This is a genomic window from Endozoicomonas sp. ALC013, from assembly GCF_049310205.1.
Classification (GTDB): Bacteria; Pseudomonadota; Gammaproteobacteria; order Pseudomonadales; family Endozoicomonadaceae; genus Endozoicomonas.
The window spans coordinates 1-17,562 of record NZ_JBLYNS010000114.1; the positions used below are offsets into that span (position 1 = coordinate 1).

Consider the following 17,562-nt stretch of genomic DNA (forward strand, 5'->3'; position numbering starts at 1 on the left):
GAAGAGAAAAAAGCGAGTAAAAACTGCTGCCTGCTGATGCCCTGGAATAGTCTATTTTTTATATTTTCAATGAATTAATGAAATATAATTATGGACAGAGGTGGTGCTGGTATAAGTTGGAAATACACAACATCAGGTAATGATTATAAACGACCGGATGATCATGCCGGTGCTTCAGGAAGTGGGCAATACAGGTATGCCAAAGTCAGGCAGGTGAATGTACCACGCCCCTATCTCCGGAAGCATAATGAATGTCATCCTGCTTCTGACGCCTGCTCTGCTAACCATCCATCAGGACATTCAATAAAACCTGTTCATGGTTTTAATGCTCTCATCACACCAGAAAAAATGGATTGGCTGGTGAGGATATCTGCTCGTTATGGTGATCACTATGATGGTAAAACACACAGTCAATTTGCCTGTTCAATCAAACAATACACATCAGGGGCAAAACGATTATTAAATCAAAGTGAACAACACCAACTGATACCATTGTTGCACGATTTTAAAGTGACACCCGGGTGGACCTGGCGAAGCCTGACAACAACGCTTCATTCATTTTCTTCAGCGGGTGTTTTGACCCCTCATAAATACATGAATAAGGGGGATAGAGAAACTCAAGCAGCTTTACTGTCAAATTTACTTGATGCAGTAATACTTAAGTGCAACCAAAAACCTGAAACCAGGGATATTGATGCACAAGGTGCCGCCAACCTGCTGTGGGCCCTGGCGAAACTGGTGAGCAATGGGCTGGAGCTGGAGAAGACACCGAAGCTCAAAGAGGCGGTGGCCGCGCTGTTGCCCCAGGTAAAAACCAAAGCCGAATCAAAAGCAGAGAAAGACCATTTCAAGCCACAGGAAGTCGCGAACCTGCTGTGGGCCATGGCGAAATTGGTGGACAACGGACTGGAGCTAAAGAAGACAACGCAGCTCAAAGAGGCCGTGGCCGCGCTGTTACTCCAGGTAAAAACCAAAGCCGAATCAAAAGCAGAGAAAGACCACTTTAATGCCCAGCATATCGCCAACCTGCTGTGGGCCGTGGCGAAATTGGTGGACAACGGGCTGGAGTTGGAGAAGACACCGAAGCTCAAAGAGGCCTTGGCTGCGCTGCTGCCCCAAGTGAAAACCAACGCCGAAGCAAAAGAAGAGAACGACCACTTCAAGATACAGGAAGTCGCCAATCTATATTGGGCCGTGGCGAAACTGGTGGACAATGGGCTGGAGCTGGAGAAGACACCGAAGGTCAAAGAGGCTGTGGCCGCATTGTTGCCCCATTTGAAAGCCAAAGCCCAGGCAAAAGAAGAGAAGGAACACTTTATTGCTCAGCATATCTCCAACCTGCTGTGGGCCCTGGCGAAACTGATAGACAACGGGCTGGAACTGGAGAAGACACCAAAGCTCAAAGAGGCCGTGGCCGCGCTGCTGCCCAAGGTGAAAAAAAAAGCTGAATCAAAAGAAGAGAAAGACCACTTTATTCCTCAGCATATCGTCAATCTGCTGTGGGCCGTGGCGAAACTGGTGGACAACGGGCTGGAGCTGAAGAAGACAGCGAAACTCAGAGAGGCCGTGGCCGCGCTATTAGCCCATGTGAAAATCAAAGCCGAATCAAAAAAAGAGAAAGACCGCTTTATGTCTCAACATATCTCCAACCTGCTGTGGGCCATGGCGAAATTGGTGGACAACGGACTGGAGCTGAAGAAGACAGCGAAGCTCAAAGAGGCCCTGGTTGCACTGCTGCCTCAGGTGAAAATCAAAGCCGAATCAAAAGAAGAGAAAGACCACTTCAAGTCACAGGCAGTCGCCAACCTGCTGTGGGCGCTGGCGAAACTGGTGGACAACGGGCTGAGGAACACACCGAAGCTCAATGAGGTCTTGGCCGCACTGTTGCCCCATGTGAAAACCAAAGCTGAATCAAAAAAAGAGAAAGACCACTTCAACAATCAAGGCAGCATCAACCTGCTGTGGGCCTTGGCAACACTGTTGGACGACGGGCTGGTGCTGGAGAAGACAGCGAATCTTAAAGAGGTGGTGTCTGTGCTGTTGTATCATGTGAAAACCAAAGCGGAATCAAAAGAAGAGAGAAACGACTTCAACACTCAAGGTACCATCAACCTGCTGTGGGCCATGGCGAAACTGGGTGAGGCCATTGAGCTGAACCTGGTTCAATCTATGTTCGATTTTCTTGTCGACAGAATCAGTAAAATCCGTCAACTCTCTCAGCAAAATATATCGATGTCGCTCTGGGGAGTCATGGTATTTTGTGCCAGGTTTTATCTGGACTCAGGCAGCAATGATAAACACTCGCTTGAAAAGCACATAGGTGAACTATTTTCCTGCCTGGTCAATACACCCCCGGGCAATATACAGGTTCAATCCGTCATGGCCATGGCCGCAAGCTGGCTTGACAGAGAGTGTCCGGTGGTACCCCATTACCAGACAGTCATTTCAGAATTGCAATCCACTTTCCGCGATCAACTCCAATCAAGCCTTCCGTTGTTGAAGATTGAAGAAGAAAAGAGTCTGAACTCATTACCTCCGGTTGACCTGCTGCTGCCAGATTACAAAGTGGTTATCGACGTTCAGGGACCTTTTCATTACGTGAGTGGTGATTTCAAAACCAGGAATGGCTCGACGTTGCTGAAAATCGCCCTGCTGCAAAAATTAGGATTTGAGGTCATTGAAATCCCGGTGAACAAGATTGATAACCAGGATTCAATGAAAACAGTTATTGAGCAAATCAAGGCAAAGTTAGCCGTCCCGCCAGAGGCCCATGGCTCTGTGTCACGTAATAGCGGCGAGTGGGTGGCAGATGAGGCATATTTTACTGCCGATGATGGAGGGCAATTTTCAGATGACTGTTATTTTACCGCCGAAGAATATTTAGAAGAGCAAACCAAAAAGCCCAAAAAAAGAAAAAGGAAGAGAAAAAGGCCAGTAAAAACTGCTGCCTGCTGATGCCCTGGAATAGTCTACTTTTTATATTTTCCATGAATTAATGAAATATAATTATGGACAGAGGTGGTTCTGGTATAAGTTGGAAAAACACAACATCAGGTAATGATTACAAAAAAACAGACGTTCAGGCCACTGCTTCAGGGAGTGGGCAATACAGGCATGGCACAGTCAGAAAGGTGAATGTGCCACTGTCCTATATCCAGAAACGTAATGAAGGTCATCCTGCTTCTGACGCCTGCTCTGCTAACCATCCACCAGGATATTCAGTAAAACCTGTTCATGGTTTTAATACTCTCATCACACCAGAAAAAATGGATTGGCTGGCGGGGATATCTGCTCGTTATGGTGATCACTATGATGGTAAAACACACAGTCAATTTGCCTGTTCAATCAAACGGTACACATCCGGGGGAAAACGACCATTAAATCATAGTGAACAGCGCCAACTGATACCATTGTTGCACGATTTTAAAGTGACACCCGGGTGGACCTGGCGAAGCCTGACAACAACACTTCATTCATTTACTTCAGCGGGTGTTTTGACCCCTCATAAATATATGAATAAGGGGGATAGGGAAACTCAAGCCGCTTTACTGACAAATTTACTTGATGCAGTAATAAATACGTGCAACCAAAAACCTGAAGCCTGGGATATTGATGTACAAGGTGTCGCCAACCTGCTGTGGGCCCTGGCGAAACTGGTGGACAACGGGCTTGAGCTGGAGAAGACAGAAAAGCTCAAAGAGGCCCTGGCCACGCTGTTGTACCATGTGAAAACCAAAGCCGAAGCAAAAGAAGAAGGAAGTCTCTTCAATACTCAAGGTACCGTCAGTCTGCTTTGGACCCTGGGGAAACTGGGTGAGGCCATTGAGCCGAACCTGATTAACTCTACGTTCGGTTTTCTTGTTGACCGAATCAGTAAAAACCCTCAACTCTCTCAGCAATATATATCGATGTCTCTCTGGGGAGTCATGGCATTCTGCGCCAGAGTTTATCTGGACTCAGGCAGGAATAATAAAAACCCGCTGGAAAAGCACATAGGTGAACTATTTTCTCGCCTGGGAAATACATCCCCGGACAATATAGAGGTTCAAACCGTGATTGCAATGGCCGCAAGTTGGCTTGGCAGAGCATGTCCGGTGGTCCCCCATTACCGGACAGTCATTTCCGAACCACAATCCGCTTTCTGTGATCAACTCCAATCAAGCCTTCCGTCTTTGAAGATTGAAGAAGAAAAGAGTCTGAACTCATTACCTCCGGTTGATCTGCAACTGCCAGATTACAACACGGTTATCGACATTCAGGGACCTTCTCATTACGTGAGTGGTGATTACAAAACCAGGAACGGTTCAACGTTGCTGAAAATCGCCCTGCTGCAAAAAGCGAGATTTGAGGTCATTGAAATCCCGGTGAACAAGATTGATAACCAGGACTCAATGAAAATAGTTATTGAGCAAGTAAAGGCAAAGTTAGCCGTCCTGCCAGAAGCTCATGGCTCTGTGTCACTTAACAGCGGCGAGTGGGTGGCAGATGAGGCATATTTTACTGCCGATGATGGAGGGCAATTTTCAGATGACTGTTATTTTACCGCCGAGGAATATTTAGAAGAGCAAACCAAAAAGCCCAAAAAAAGAAAAAGGAAGAGAAACAGGCCAGTAAAAACTGCTGCCTGCTGATGCCGTAGAATAGTCTATTTTTATATTTTCCATGAATTAATGAAATATAATTATGGACAGAGGTAGTTCTGGTATAAGTTGGAAATACACAACATCAGGTAATGATTATAAACGACCAGATGATAATGCCGGTGCTTCAGGGAGCGGGCAATACAGATATGGCACAGTCAGGCAGGTGAATGCGTCACTTCGCTATACCCAGAAGCATAATGAATGTCATCCTGCTTCTGACGCCTGTTCTGCTAACCATCCACCAGGGCATTCAATAAAACCTGTTCACGGTTTTAATGCCCTCATCACACCAGAAAAAATGGATTGGCTGGCGGAGATATCTGCTCGTTATGGCGACCGCTATGATGGTAGAAATCATGGTCAATTTGCCTGTTCAATCAAACAGTACACATCAGGGGGAAAACGACCATTAAATCATAGTGAACAACGCCAACTGATACCATTGTTGCACGATTTTAAAGTGATACCCGGGTGGACCTGGCGAAGCCTGACAACAACGTTTCATTCATTTACTTCCGCAGGTGTTTTGACCCCTCATAAATGCATGAATAAGGGGGATAGGGAAACTCAAGCCGCTTTACTGTCAAGTTTACTTGATGCAGTAATACATAAGTGCAACCAAAAACCTGAAACCAGGGATATTGATGCACAAGGTGCCGCCAACCTGCTGTGGGCCTTGGTAAAACTGGTGGACAATGGGCTGGATCTGCACAAGACAGCGAAGCTCGAAAAAGCCGTGGTCGCGCTGTTGCCACATGTGCAAACCAAAGCCGAATCAAAAGAAGAAAAAGATCACTTTATTCCTCAGCATATCGCCATCCTGTTGTGGGCTTTGGCGAAGCTGGTGGGCAACGGGCTGAATCTGGAGCAAACACCGAAGCTCAAAGAGACCGTGGTCGCGCTGTTGCCTCATGTGACAACCAAAGCCGATTCAAAGAAGGAGCACTTCAACACTCAGGGTACCGCCAACCTGCTGTGGGCCTTGGCGAAACTGGTGGACAACGGGCTGAAACTGGAGAAAACACCGAAGCTCAAAGAGGCTGTGGCCGCGCTGTTGTACCAAGTGATAACCAAAGCCAAATCAAAACAAGAGAAAGACCTCTTCAATCCACAGGAATTCACCAATCTACTGTGGGCGGTGACGAAACTGGTGGACAATGGTCTGGAGCTTGAGAAAACACCGAAGCTGAAAGAAGCCGTGGTTGCGGTGTTACCCCATGTTAAAACCAAAGCCGAATCAAAAGAAGAGAAAGGCCAATTCAACACTCAGGGTATCGCCAACCTGCTGTGGGCCTTGGCGAAACTGGTGGATTACGGGTTGGAGTTGAATAAGACAGCGCAGCTCAAAGAGGCTCTGGCCGCGCTGTTGCCCTATGTGAAAACCAAAGCCGAATCAAAAGAAGAGAAAGACCACTTCAAGCCACAGGGAGTCGCCAACCTGCTGTGGGCGGTAGCGAAACTCGTTGACAACGGGCTGGAGCTGGAGGAGACACCGACGCTGAAAGAGGCCGTGGCCGCGCTGTTGCCCTATGTGAAAAGCAAAGCCGAAGCAAAAGAAGAGAAAGACGGCTTCAAGCCACAGGGAGTCGCCAACGTGCTGTGGGCGGTAGCGAAACTCGTTGATAACGGGCTGGAGCTGGAGAAGACACCGAAGCTGAAAGAGGCCGTGGCCGCACTGTTGCCCCATGTGAAAAGCAAAGCCGAATCAAAAGAAGAGAAAGGCCGCTTGAACGCTCAAGCTATCGTGAACCTGCTGTGGGCCGTGGCGAAATTGGTGGACAACGGGCTGGAGCTGGAGAAGACACCGAAGCTCAAAGAGACTGTGACCACTCTGCTGCCTCATGTGAAAAGCAAAGCCGAATCAAAAGAAGAGAAAGGCCACTTTATTCCTCAGCATATCGCCAACCTGCTGTGGGCCGTGGCGAAACTGGTGGACAACGGGCTGGAACTTGAGAAAACACCAAAGCTCAAAGAAACCGTCGTCGCGCTGCTGCCCTATGTGACAACCAAAGCCGAATCAAAAGAAGAGAAAGACCACTTCAAGCCACAGGAAGTCGCCAACCTGCTGTGGGCCGTGACGAAACTGGTGGGCAACGGGCTCGAGCTGGAGAAGACAGCAAAGCTCAAAGAGGCCCTGGCCACGCTGTTGTACCATGTGAAAACCAAAGCCGAAGCAAAAGAAGAGAGAAGTCAATTCAATACTCAAGGTACCATCAATCTGCTGTGGACCCTGGCGAAACTGGGTGAGGCCATTGAGCCGGACCTGATTAAATCTACGTTCGATTTTCTTGTTGGCCGAATCAGTAAAAACCCTCAACTCTCTGAGCAAAATATATCGATGTCTCTCTGGGGAGTCATGGTATTCTGCGCCAGAGTTTATCTGGACTCAGGCAGGAATAATAAAAACCCGCTTGAAAAGCACATAGGTGAACTATTTTCTCGCCTGGGAAATACATCCCCGAACAATACAGAGGTTCAAACCGTTATTGCCATGGCCGCAAGTTGGCTTGGCAGAGCATGCCCGGTGGTCCCCCATTACCGGACAGTCATTTCCGAAGCACAATCCGCTTTCTGCGATCAACTCCAATCAAGTCTTCCGTCTTTGACGATAGAAGAAGAAAAGAGTCTGAACTCATTACCTCCGGTTGACCTGCTGCTGCCAGATTACAACACGGTTATTGCCGTTCAGGGACCTTCTCATTACGTGAGTGGTGATTTCAAAACCAGGAATGGTTCGACTTTGTTGAAAATCGCCCTGCTGCAAAAATTAGGATTTGAGGTTATTGAAATCCCGGTGAACAAGATTGATAACCAAGAGTCAATGAACATAGTTATTGAGCAAGTAAAGGCAAAGTTAGCCATCCTGCCAGAAGCTCATGGCTCTGTGCCACTTAACAGCGGCGAATGGACGGCAGACGAGGAATATTTTACTGCCGATGATGGAGGGCAATTGTCAGATGACTGTTATTTTACCGCTGAAGAATATTTAGAAGAGCAAACCAAAAAGCCCAAAAAGAGAAAAAGGAAGAGAAAAAGGTCAGTAAAAACTGCTGCCTGCTAATGTCGTAGAGTAGTCTATTTTTTATATTTTCCATGAATTAATGAAATATAATTATGGACAGAAGTGGTTCTGGTATAAGTTGGAAAAACACAACATCAGGTAATGATTACAAAAAAAAAGACGTTCAGGCCACTGCTTCAGGGAGTGGGCAATACAGGCATGGCACAGTCAGAAAGGTGAATGTGCCACTGTCCTATATCCAGAAACGCAGTGAAGGTCATCCTGCTTCTGACGCCTGCTCTGCTAATCATCTACCAGGACACTCAGTAAAACCTGTTCATGGTTTTAATACTCTCATCACACCAGAAAAAATGGATTGGCTGGCGGGGATATCTGCTCGTTATGGTGACCTCTATGATGGTAGAAATCATGGTCAATTTGCCTGTTCAATCAAACGGTACACATCAGGGGCAAAACGACCATTAAATCATAATGAACAACGCCAACTGATACCATTGTTGCACGATTTTAAAGTGACACCCGGGTGGTCCTGGCGAAGTCTGACAACAACGCTGCATTCATTTACGTCCGCGGGTGTTTTTACCCCTCATAAATACGGGTATGGGGAAACTCAAGCCGCTTTACTGTCAACGTTACTTGATGCATTAATCCTTAAGTGCAACCAAAAAACTGAAGCCAGTGATATTGATGTACAAGGTATCGCCAACCTGCTGTGGGCCTCGGCAAAACTGGTGGACAATGGGCTGGTGCTGGAGAAGGTGCCGAAGCTGAAAGAGGCCGTGGCCGCGCTGTTGCCCCTGGTGAAAAACAAAGCTGAATCAACAGAAGAGAAAGACCACTTTATGCCTCAGCATATCGCCAATCTGCTGTGGGCCCTGGCAAAACTGGTGGACAACGGGCTGGAACTGAAGAAGACAGCGGAGCCCAGAGAGGCCGTGGCCGCGCTGTTGCCCCATGTGAAAACCAAAGCCGAATCAAAAAAAGAGAAAGACCACTTCAAGCCACAGGAAGTCGCCAATCTACTGTGGGCCATGGCGAAACTGGTGGACAATGGTCTGAAGCTGGAGAAGACGCCGAAGCTCAAAAAGGCCGTGGCTGCGCTGTTGCCCCATGTGAAAACCAACGCCGAATCAAAAGAAGAGAAAGACCACTTCAATATTCAAGGTATCGCTAACCTGTTGTGGGCCCTGGCGAAACTTGTGGATAACGGGCTGGAGCTGGAGACGACAGCAAAACTCAAAGAGGCCTTGACCGCGCTATTGCCCCATGTGAAAACCAGGGCCGAATCAAAAGAAGAGAAAGACCATTTTATCCCTCAGCATATGGTCAACCTGCTGTGGGCTGTGGCGAAACTGGTGGACAACGGTCTGGAGCTGGCGAAAACACCGAAGCTGAAAGAGGCCGTGTCAGCGCTGTTACCCTATGTGAAAACCAACGCCGAATCAAAAGAAGAGAAAGACCACTTCAACACTCAAGGTATTACCAACCTGCTGTGGGCGGTAGCGAAGCTGGTGGACAACGGGCTGAAGCTTGCGAAGACACCGAAGATCAAAGAGGTTGTGGCGGCACTGTTGCCCCATGTGAAAACCAAAGTCGGATCAAAAGTAGACCACTTCAAGCTGCAGGAAGTCACCAATTTGCTGTGGGCGGTAGCGAAGCTGGTAGACAATGGGCTGAAGCTGGAGAAGATGCCGGAGTTGAAAGAGGCCGTGGCTGCGCTGTTGCCCCACGTGCAAACCAAAGCCGAATCAAAAAAAGAGAAAGACCCATTCAAACCACAGGACGTCACTAATCTACTGTGGGCCGTGGCGAAACTGTTGGACAACGGGCTGGAGCTGGAGAAGACACCGAAGCTCAAAGAGGCCGTGGCCGCACTGTTGCCCCATGTTAAAACCAAAGCTGAATCAGGAGAAGAGAAAGACCACTTTATTCCTCAGCATATTGCCAATCTGCTGTGGGCCATGGCGAAATTGGTGGACAACGGGCTAGAACTTGAGGAAACAGCAAAGCTCAAAGAAGCCGTCGTCGCGCTGCTGCCCTATGTGACAACCAAAGCTGAATCAAAAGAAGAGAGAGGCCTCTTCAATACTCAAGGTACCGTCAATCTGCTGTGGGCCCTGGCGAAACTGGGTGAGGCCATTGAGCCGAACCTGATGAAATCGACGTTCGATTCTCTTGTCGACAGAATCAGTAAACACCCTCAACTCTCTCAGCAAGATATATCGATGTTTCTCTGGGGAGTTATGGTATTTTGTGCCAGGGTTTATCTGGACTCAGGTAGCAGTGATAAAAATCCGCTGGAAAAGCACATAGGTGAACTATTTTCTCGCCTGGGAAATACATCCCCGGACAATACAGAGGTTCAAACCGTTATTGCCATGGCCGCAAGTTGGCTTGGCAGAGCATGTCCGGTGGACCCCCATTACCGGACAGTCATTTCCGAATCACAATCCGCTTTCTTCGAGCAACTCCAATCAAGCCTTCCGTCTTTGACGATAGAAGAAGAAAAGAGTCTGAACTCATTACCTCCGGTTGACCTGCTGTTGCCAGATTACAACACGGTTATTGACGTTCAGGGGCCTTCTCATTACGTGAGTGGTGATTTCAAAACCAGGAATGGCTCGACGTTGCTGAAAATCGCCCTGCTGCAAAAAGCAGGATATGAGGTCATTGAAATCCCGGTGAACAAGCTTGATAACCAGGATTCAATGAAAACAGTTATTGAGCAAATCAAGGCAAAGCTAGCCGTCCTGCCAGAGGCTCATGGCTCTGTGTCACTTAACAGCGGCGAGTGGGCGGCAGACGAGGCATATTTTACTGCCGATGATGGAGGGCAGTTTTCAGATGACTGTTATTTTACTGCCGAAGAGTATTTAGAAGAGAAAACAGGTAAACCAAAACGAAAAAGGAAGAGAAAAAAGCCGGTGAAAACCCATTTACTCAAGCGGCAATTACACAGGAGTTGATGGACATTTAAGCAAGATGGGCTAAAAACAAGCCAGTAGTCTACTTTTATATTTTCCATGAATTAATGAAATATAAATATGGATAGAGGCGGTGCTGGTATAAGTTGGAAATACACGACATCAGGTAATGATTATAAACAATCGGAGGGTCATGGCGATTCTTCAAGGAACAGGCGATATCGACATCGCACAGCCAGGCAGGCGAATACGCCACCCCCCTATATCCCGGGGCGTAATGAATTTTATCGTGCTTCTGGTGCCTGCTCTGCTGACTATCCGCCAAGATATTCAGTAAAACCTGTTGATGATTTTAATACTCTCGTTACTCAAGAAAAAATGGATTGGCTGGCAAAGGTATCTGCCCATTACGGTAATCGCTACGATGGGAAAAAACACAGTCAATTTACCACTTTAATTAAACAATACACATTAGCGTCACAACGACCTTTAAATCACAGTGAACAACGTCAACTGATACCACTGTTACACGATTTTAAAGCGACACCCCGGTGGAGCTGGCGAAGCCTGACGACAACGTTTCATTCATTTACTTCGGCGGGTGTTTTTACCCCTCATAAATACATGGATGCGTGGGTTAAGGAAACTCAAGCTGCTCTACTGTCAAATTTGCTTGATCTGGTAATACTTAAGTGCAACCAGGAAACCAGGGATATTGATGCACTGGGTGCCGTCAACCTGATGTGGGCCCTGGCGAAACTGGTGGACAATGGGCTGGTACTGAAGAAAACACCGAAGCTGAAAGAGGCCGTGGCCGCGCTGTTGCCCTATGCGAAAATCAAAGCCGAATCAAAAGAAGAGAACGACCACTTTATTCCCAAGCGCATCGCCAGCCTGCTGTGGTCTGTGGCAAAACTGGTGGACAACGGGCTGGAACTGAAGAAGACACCGAAGCTCCAGGAGGCTGTGGCCACGTTGTTGCACCAGGTGAAAACCAGAGCGGAATCAAAAGAGAAGAAAGACCACTTCAACACTCAAGGTAACGCCAACCTGATGTGGGCCGTGGCGAAACTGGTGGACAACGGGCTGGAGCTGGAGAAGACACCGTTGCTCAAAGAGGCCGTGGCGGTAATTTTGTACAATGTGACAACCAACGCCAGATTAAAAGAAGAGAGAGACCACTTTATTCCTCAGCATATCACCAACCTGCTGTGGGCCGTGGCAAAACTGGTGGACAACGGACTGCAAAAGACACTGAAGCTCAAAGAGGCCGTGGTCGCGCTGTTGCCCCATGTAAAAACCACAGCCGAATCAAAAGAGGAGAAAGACCACTTTAACACTCAAACTGCCACCAACCTGCTGTGGGCCTTGGCGAAACTGGTGGACCACGGACTGAAGCTGGAGAACACACCGAAGCTGAAAGAGGTTGTGGCCGTGCTGTTGTCCCATGTGAAAGCCAAAGCCGAATCAAAAGAAGAGAAAGACCACTTCACGCCACAGGAAGTTGCCAATCTATATTGGGCCGTGGCGAAACTGGTGGACCATGGGCTGGCGCTGGAGAAGACACCGAAGCTCAAAGAGGCTGTTGCCGCACTTTTGCTGCATATTAAGGCCAAAGCAAAATCAAACGAAGAGAAGGAATACTTTATTTCCCAGCATATCTCCAACATGATGTGGGCCTTGGCGAAACTGGTGGACAATGGGCTGGAGAAAACACCGGAGCTCAAAGAGGTGGTGGCTGTGCTGTTGCCCCATGTGGCAACCAAAGCCGAATCCAAAGAAGAGAAAGACCGCTTTATTCCTCAGCATATCGCCAATCTGCTGTGGGCCCTGGCGAAACTGGTGGACAACGGGCTGGAACTGGAGAAGACACCGAAGGTCAAAGCAGCCCTGGCCGCGCTGTTGTACCATGTGAAAACCAAAGCCAAATCAAAAGAAGAAAAAGACCACTTTATTCCTCAGCAGATCACCAACCTGCTGTGGGCCATGGCGAAACTGGTGGACAACGGGCTGGAACTGGAGAAGACACCGAAGATCAAAGAAGCCCTGGCCGCGCTGTTGTACCACCTGAAAACCAAAGCCGAATTAAAAGAAGAGAAAAGCCAATTCCAGCCGCTGGAAGTCTCCAACCTGCTTTGGGCCCTGGCGAAACTGGTGGACAACGGACTGGAGCTGGAGCGCACACCCACACTTAAAGAGGTTGTGGCCAGGTTGTTGCCCCAAGTGAAAACCAAAGCCGAATCAAAAGAAAAGAAAGACTGCTTCAGTACTCAGGATATCGTTAACCTGCTTTGGGCCGTGGCGAAACTGGTGCACAACGGATTGGAGCTGGAGAGGACACCGAAGCTCAAAGAGGTCGTGGCCGCGCTGTTGCTTCATGTGACAACCAAAGCCGGATCAATAGAAGAGAAAAACCAATTTTCTCCTCAGAATATCGCCAACCTGCTGTGGGCCCTGGTGAAACTGGTGGAGAAGGGGTTGACACTGGGGAAAATATCGAAGCTTAAAGAGCCCGTGATCGCGCTGTTGCCCCATGTGCAAACCAAAGCCGAAGCAAAAGAAGACAAAGACCACTTAAAGCCAAAGGAAGTTGCCAATCTACTGTGGGCCCTTGCGAAAATGGGTGAGGCCATTGAGCTGAATCTGGTCCAATCTGTGATCAATTCTCTTGTCGATAGAATCACTGAAAACCCTCAGCTCTCTCAGCGAGATATACCGATGTCTCTCTGGGGAGTCCTGGTATTCTGTGCCAGATTTTATCTGCACTTCGGTAGCGATAGTAAAAATGCTCTTGAAAAGCGTATAGATGAACTGTTGTCTCGCCTGGAAATTCCACCCCCGTGCAATACAGAGGCTCCATTCATCATGGCCATGGCCGCAAGCTGGCTTGGGAGAGCCTGCCCGGTGGTGGTTCCCTATTACCGGTCAACCATTTCACAATCACAATCCATTTTTCGCGATCAACTCCGATTAAGCCTTCCGTCTTTGAAGATTGAAGAAGAGACGAGTCTGAACTCATTACCTCCTGTTGACCTGCTACTGCCAGATTACAACATAGTTATCGACATTCAGGGGCCTTCCCATTACGTGGGTGGTGATTTCAAAACCAGGAATGGCCCGACTTTGTTGAAAATCGCCCTGCTGCAAAAATTAGGGTTTGAGGTTATTGAAATCCCGGTGACAAAGCTGGATGACCAGGATTCAATGCAAAGCGTTATTGAGCAAATAAAGACAAAGTTAGCCATCCTGCGAGAGGACGATGGCCCTGTGTTACTGAACAGCGAGAAGACGGCAGAAGACGTATATGTTACTGCCGATGAAGAAGGGCAATTTTCCGATGACTGTTATTTTTCCACTGAAGAAGATTTAAGCAGTTAACCAAATGAAATCACAAAAAAGAGAAGCAGGAGGAGAACAAAGTCAGTAAAAACTACTGACTGATGATGCCATAGACTAGTCTACTTTTTATATTTTCCATGAATTGATGAAATATAATTATGGACAGAGGCGGTGCTGGTGTCAGTTGGCAATGCACAACATCAGGTAATGAATATAAAAAACCGGATGATCGTACCGATTTTGCAAAAAATGGGCGATACAGGCATGGCACAGTCAGGCAGGTGAATGCACCACTGCCCTATATCCAGAAGCGTAATGAACTTCATCCTGCTTCTGATGCCTGCTCTGCTAACCATTCACCAGGACACTCAATAAAACCTGATCATGGTTTTAATGCTCTCATCACCCAAGAAAAAATGGATTGGCTGGTGGGGGTATCTGCTCGTTATAGTGATCGCTATGATGGTAAAAAACACAGTCAATTTGCCACTTTAATTAAACAATACGCATCAGCGTCACAACGATCTTTAAATCACAGTGAACAACGCCGACTGATACCCTTGTTGCACGATTTTAAAACGACACCCGGGTGGACTTGGCGAAGCCTGGCGACAACGTTTCATTCATTTACTTCAGCGGGTGTTTTTACCCCTCATCAATACATGGATGAGTGGGTTAAGGAAGCTCAAGCTGATTTACTGTCAACTTTACTTGATCCAGTAATACTTAAGTGCAACCAAAAACCTGACGCCAGAGGTATTAATGCACAGGGTACCGTCAACCTGCTGTGGGCCGTAGCAAAACTGGTGGACAACGGGCTGGCGCTAGAGAAGACAGCGAAGCTGAAAGAGGCCGTGGTTGCGCTGTTGCCCCATGTGAAAACCAAAGCCGAAGTAAAAGAAGAGAAAGACTGCTTCAACACTCAAGGTACCACTAACCTGCTGTGGGCCTTGGCGAAACTGGTGGACAATGGGCTGGCGCTGGAGAAGACACCGAAGCTGAAAGAGGCCGTGGCTGCGCTGTTACCCCAGGTGAAAGCCAAAGCCGAATCAAAAGCAGAGAAAGACCGCGTTAACAATCAAGATACCGCTAATCTGCTGTGGGCCCTGGCGAAACTGGTGGACAACGGGCTGAAGCTGGAGAAGACGCCGAAGCTCAAAGAGGCCGTGGCTGCGCTGTTGCCCCATGTGAAAACCAAAGCTGAATCAAAACAAGAGAAAGACCACTCTATTCCTCAGCAGATCGCCAACCTGCTGTGGGCCCTGGCGAAACTGGTGGACAACGGTCTGGCACTGGAGAAGACAACGAATCTCAAAGAGGCCGTGGCTGCGCTAGTACACCTTGTGAAAACCAAAGCCGAATCCAAAAAAGAGAAAGACCACTTCAATCTACAGGAAGTCTCCAATCTACTGTGGGCCTTGGCAAAACTGGTGGACAACGGACTGGAGCTGGAGAATACAGCGAAGCTCAAAGAGGCCGTGGCTGCGCTAGTACACCTTGTGAAAACCAAAACCGAATCAAAAGAAGAGAAAGACCACTTCAGGCCACAGGCAGTCGCCAACCTGCTGTGGGCCGTGGCGAAACTGGTGGACAACGGTCTGGAGCTGGAGAAGACAACGAAGCTCAAAGAGGTTGTGGTCGCGCTGTTGCTCCAGGTGAAAATCAATGCAGAAGCAAAGAAAGACCACTTTATTCCTCAGCATATCGCCATCCTGCTGTGGGCCGTGGCAAAACTGGTAGACAATGGGCTGGAGAAGACAGCGAAGCTCAAAGAGGCCGTGAACGCGTTGTTGCCCCAGGTGGCAACCAGGGCCGAATCAAAAGAAGAGAAAGACCACTTCAAAACTCAAGGTATTGCCAACTTGCTGTGGGCCGTGGCGAAACTGGTGGATAACGGCCTGGCGCTGGGGAAGACAGTAATGCTCAAAGAGACCGTGGCCGTACTGTTGCCCCATGTGAAAATCAAAGCCGAATCAAAAGAAGAGAAAGACCACTTCAACCTGCAGGCAGTGGCCAACCTGCTGTGGGCAATGGCGAAACTGGTGGACAACGGGCTCGAGCTGGAGAAGACACCGAAGCTCAAAGAGGCCGTGGCCGCGCTGTTGCCCCAGGTGAAAACCAAAGCCGAATCAAAAGAAGAGAAAGACCGCTTCAAGTCTCAAGGTACCGTCAATCTGCTGTGGTCCGTGGTGATACTGGTGGACAACGGGCTGGAGCTGGAGAAAACACCGAAGCTCAAAGAGGCCCTGGCCGCGCTGTTGTACCATGTGAAAACCAAAGCCGAATCAAAAGAAGAGAAAGACCACTTCAACCCTCAAGGTACCGCCATCCTGCTCTGGGCCCTGGCGAAACTGGGTGAGGCCATTGAGCTGAACCTGATTAAATCTACGTTCGATGTTCTTGTTGACAGAATCAGTAAAACACCTCAGCTCTCTCAGCAAAGTATATTGATGTCTCTCTGGGGAGTCATGGTATTCTGTGCCAGGTTTTATCTGGAATCAGGCAGTAATGATAAACACTCCCTTGAAAAGCACATAGGCGAACTATTTTCTCGCCTGGAAATTACCTCCCCGGGCAATGAGGATCAATCCATCATTGCCATGGCAGCAAGTTGGCTTGGGAGATCGTGTCCGGTGGTTCCCGATTACCAGACATTCATTTCACAACCTCAGTCCACCCTCTGCGATCAACTCCAATCCAGTCTTCCTTCGTTGAAGATTGAAGAAGAAAAGAGTCTGAACTCATTACCTCCGGTTGACCTGCTACTGCCAGAGTACAACATGGTGATCGACGTTCAGGGACCTTCCCATTACGTGGGGGGTGATTTCAAAACCAGGAATGGGTCGACTTTGCTGAAAATCGCCCTGCTGCAAAAATCAGGATTTGAGGTCATTGAAATCCCGGTGACCAGTCTTGTGAACCAGGATTCAATAAAAATAGTTATTGAGCAAATAAAGACAAAGTTAGCCGTCCCGCCAAAGGCTTATGGTTCTTTGTTAAATAACAGCGGCGAGGGGGCAGAAGATGAGGCATACGTTACTGTCGATGAAGGAGGGGAATTTTCCGATGACTGTTATTTTACCGCCGAAGAATATTTAGAAGAGCCAACAGAGCCAACAGAAAAAACAAAAAAAAGAAACAGGAGGAGAAAAAAGTCAGTGAAAACGGCTGACTGATGATGCCATCGAGTAGTCTACTTTTTATATTTTCCATGAATTAATGAAATATAATTATGGACAGAGGCGGTGCTGGTGTCAGTTGGCAATGCACAACATCAGGTAATGATTATAAACAGCCGGATGATCGTACCGATTGTTCAAAAAGTGGGCGATTCCGGCATGGTACAGTCAGACAGTTGGATGCGCCACTCGCCTATATCCGGGAGAGTAATGAATTTTATGCTGCTTCTGACGCCTGCTCTGCTGACCATCCACCAAGACATTCAATAAAACCTGTTCATGGTTTCAAAGCTCTCATCACACCAGAAAAAATCGATTACATGATGAAGATATCTACTGATTATGGTGATCAATATGATGGTAAAAAACACTGTCAATTTGCTCTTTCCATCAAACAATACACTTCAGTGTCAAAACGATCTTTGAATCATAGTGAACAACGCCAACTGATACCA

At 47.9% G+C, this 17,562-nt stretch carries 7 protein-coding genes; all 7 read left to right on the top strand.

Going from position 1 to position 17,562, the window contains the following annotated elements; translation table 11 throughout:
* The first annotated feature begins 90 nt into the window (after positions 1-90).
* Positions 91-2,955: an RAP domain-containing protein gene (locus ACO6V1_RS17685; RefSeq protein WP_422449592.1), complete on the top strand. Its 2,865-nt coding sequence runs from the start codon at positions 91-93 to the stop codon at positions 2,953-2,955.
* A gap of 53 nt (positions 2,956-3,008) precedes the next feature.
* Positions 3,009-4,631, top strand: a complete 1,623-nt coding sequence (locus ACO6V1_RS17690; protein ID WP_422462295.1) for an RAP domain-containing protein — start codon at positions 3,009-3,011, stop codon at positions 4,629-4,631.
* A gap of 52 nt (positions 4,632-4,683) precedes the next feature.
* Positions 4,684-7,704 carry a DUF1601 domain-containing protein gene (locus tag ACO6V1_RS17695; protein WP_422467849.1) on the top strand — a complete coding sequence of 1,007 codons (3,021 nt, stop codon included), beginning with the start codon at positions 4,684-4,686 and terminating at the stop codon, positions 7,702-7,704.
* 53 nt (positions 7,705-7,757) lie between these two features.
* Positions 7,758-10,631 (top strand): DUF1601 domain-containing protein, encoded by a 2,874-nt coding sequence (locus tag ACO6V1_RS17700; RefSeq protein ID WP_422449595.1) that lies wholly within the window; start codon positions 7,758-7,760, stop codon positions 10,629-10,631.
* 78 nt (positions 10,632-10,709) lie between these two features.
* Positions 10,710-13,967 carry an RAP domain-containing protein gene (locus ACO6V1_RS17705; RefSeq protein WP_422449596.1) on the top strand — a complete coding sequence of 1,086 codons (3,258 nt, stop codon included), beginning with the start codon at positions 10,710-10,712 and terminating at the stop codon, positions 13,965-13,967.
* Between the two features lie 119 nt (positions 13,968-14,086).
* Positions 14,087-17,104: an RAP domain-containing protein gene (locus ACO6V1_RS17710; RefSeq protein WP_422467851.1), complete on the top strand. Its 3,018-nt coding sequence runs from the start codon at positions 14,087-14,089 to the stop codon at positions 17,102-17,104.
* Positions 17,105-17,160: 56 nt separating this feature from the next.
* The coding region (locus ACO6V1_RS17715) for a hypothetical protein (RefSeq protein WP_422467853.1) at positions 17,161-17,562 on the top strand (402 nt) is incomplete at its 3' end.

What these genes read in the sequence shown, in the direction of transcription:
- ACO6V1_RS17685 (WP_422449592.1), top strand. Translation starts at nt 91, where the DNA reads ATGGACAGAGGTGGTGCTGGTATAAGTTGGAAATACACAACATCAGGT.
- ACO6V1_RS17690 (WP_422462295.1), top strand. Translation starts at nt 3,009, where the DNA reads ATGGACAGAGGTGGTTCTGGTATAAGTTGGAAAAACACAACATCAGGT.
- ACO6V1_RS17695 (WP_422467849.1), top strand. Translation starts at nt 4,684, where the DNA reads ATGGACAGAGGTAGTTCTGGTATAAGTTGGAAATACACAACATCAGGT.
- ACO6V1_RS17700 (WP_422449595.1), top strand. Translation starts at nt 7,758, where the DNA reads ATGGACAGAAGTGGTTCTGGTATAAGTTGGAAAAACACAACATCAGGT.
- ACO6V1_RS17705 (WP_422449596.1), top strand. Translation starts at nt 10,710, where the DNA reads ATGGATAGAGGCGGTGCTGGTATAAGTTGGAAATACACGACATCAGGT.
- ACO6V1_RS17710 (WP_422467851.1), top strand. Translation starts at nt 14,087, where the DNA reads ATGGACAGAGGCGGTGCTGGTGTCAGTTGGCAATGCACAACATCAGGT.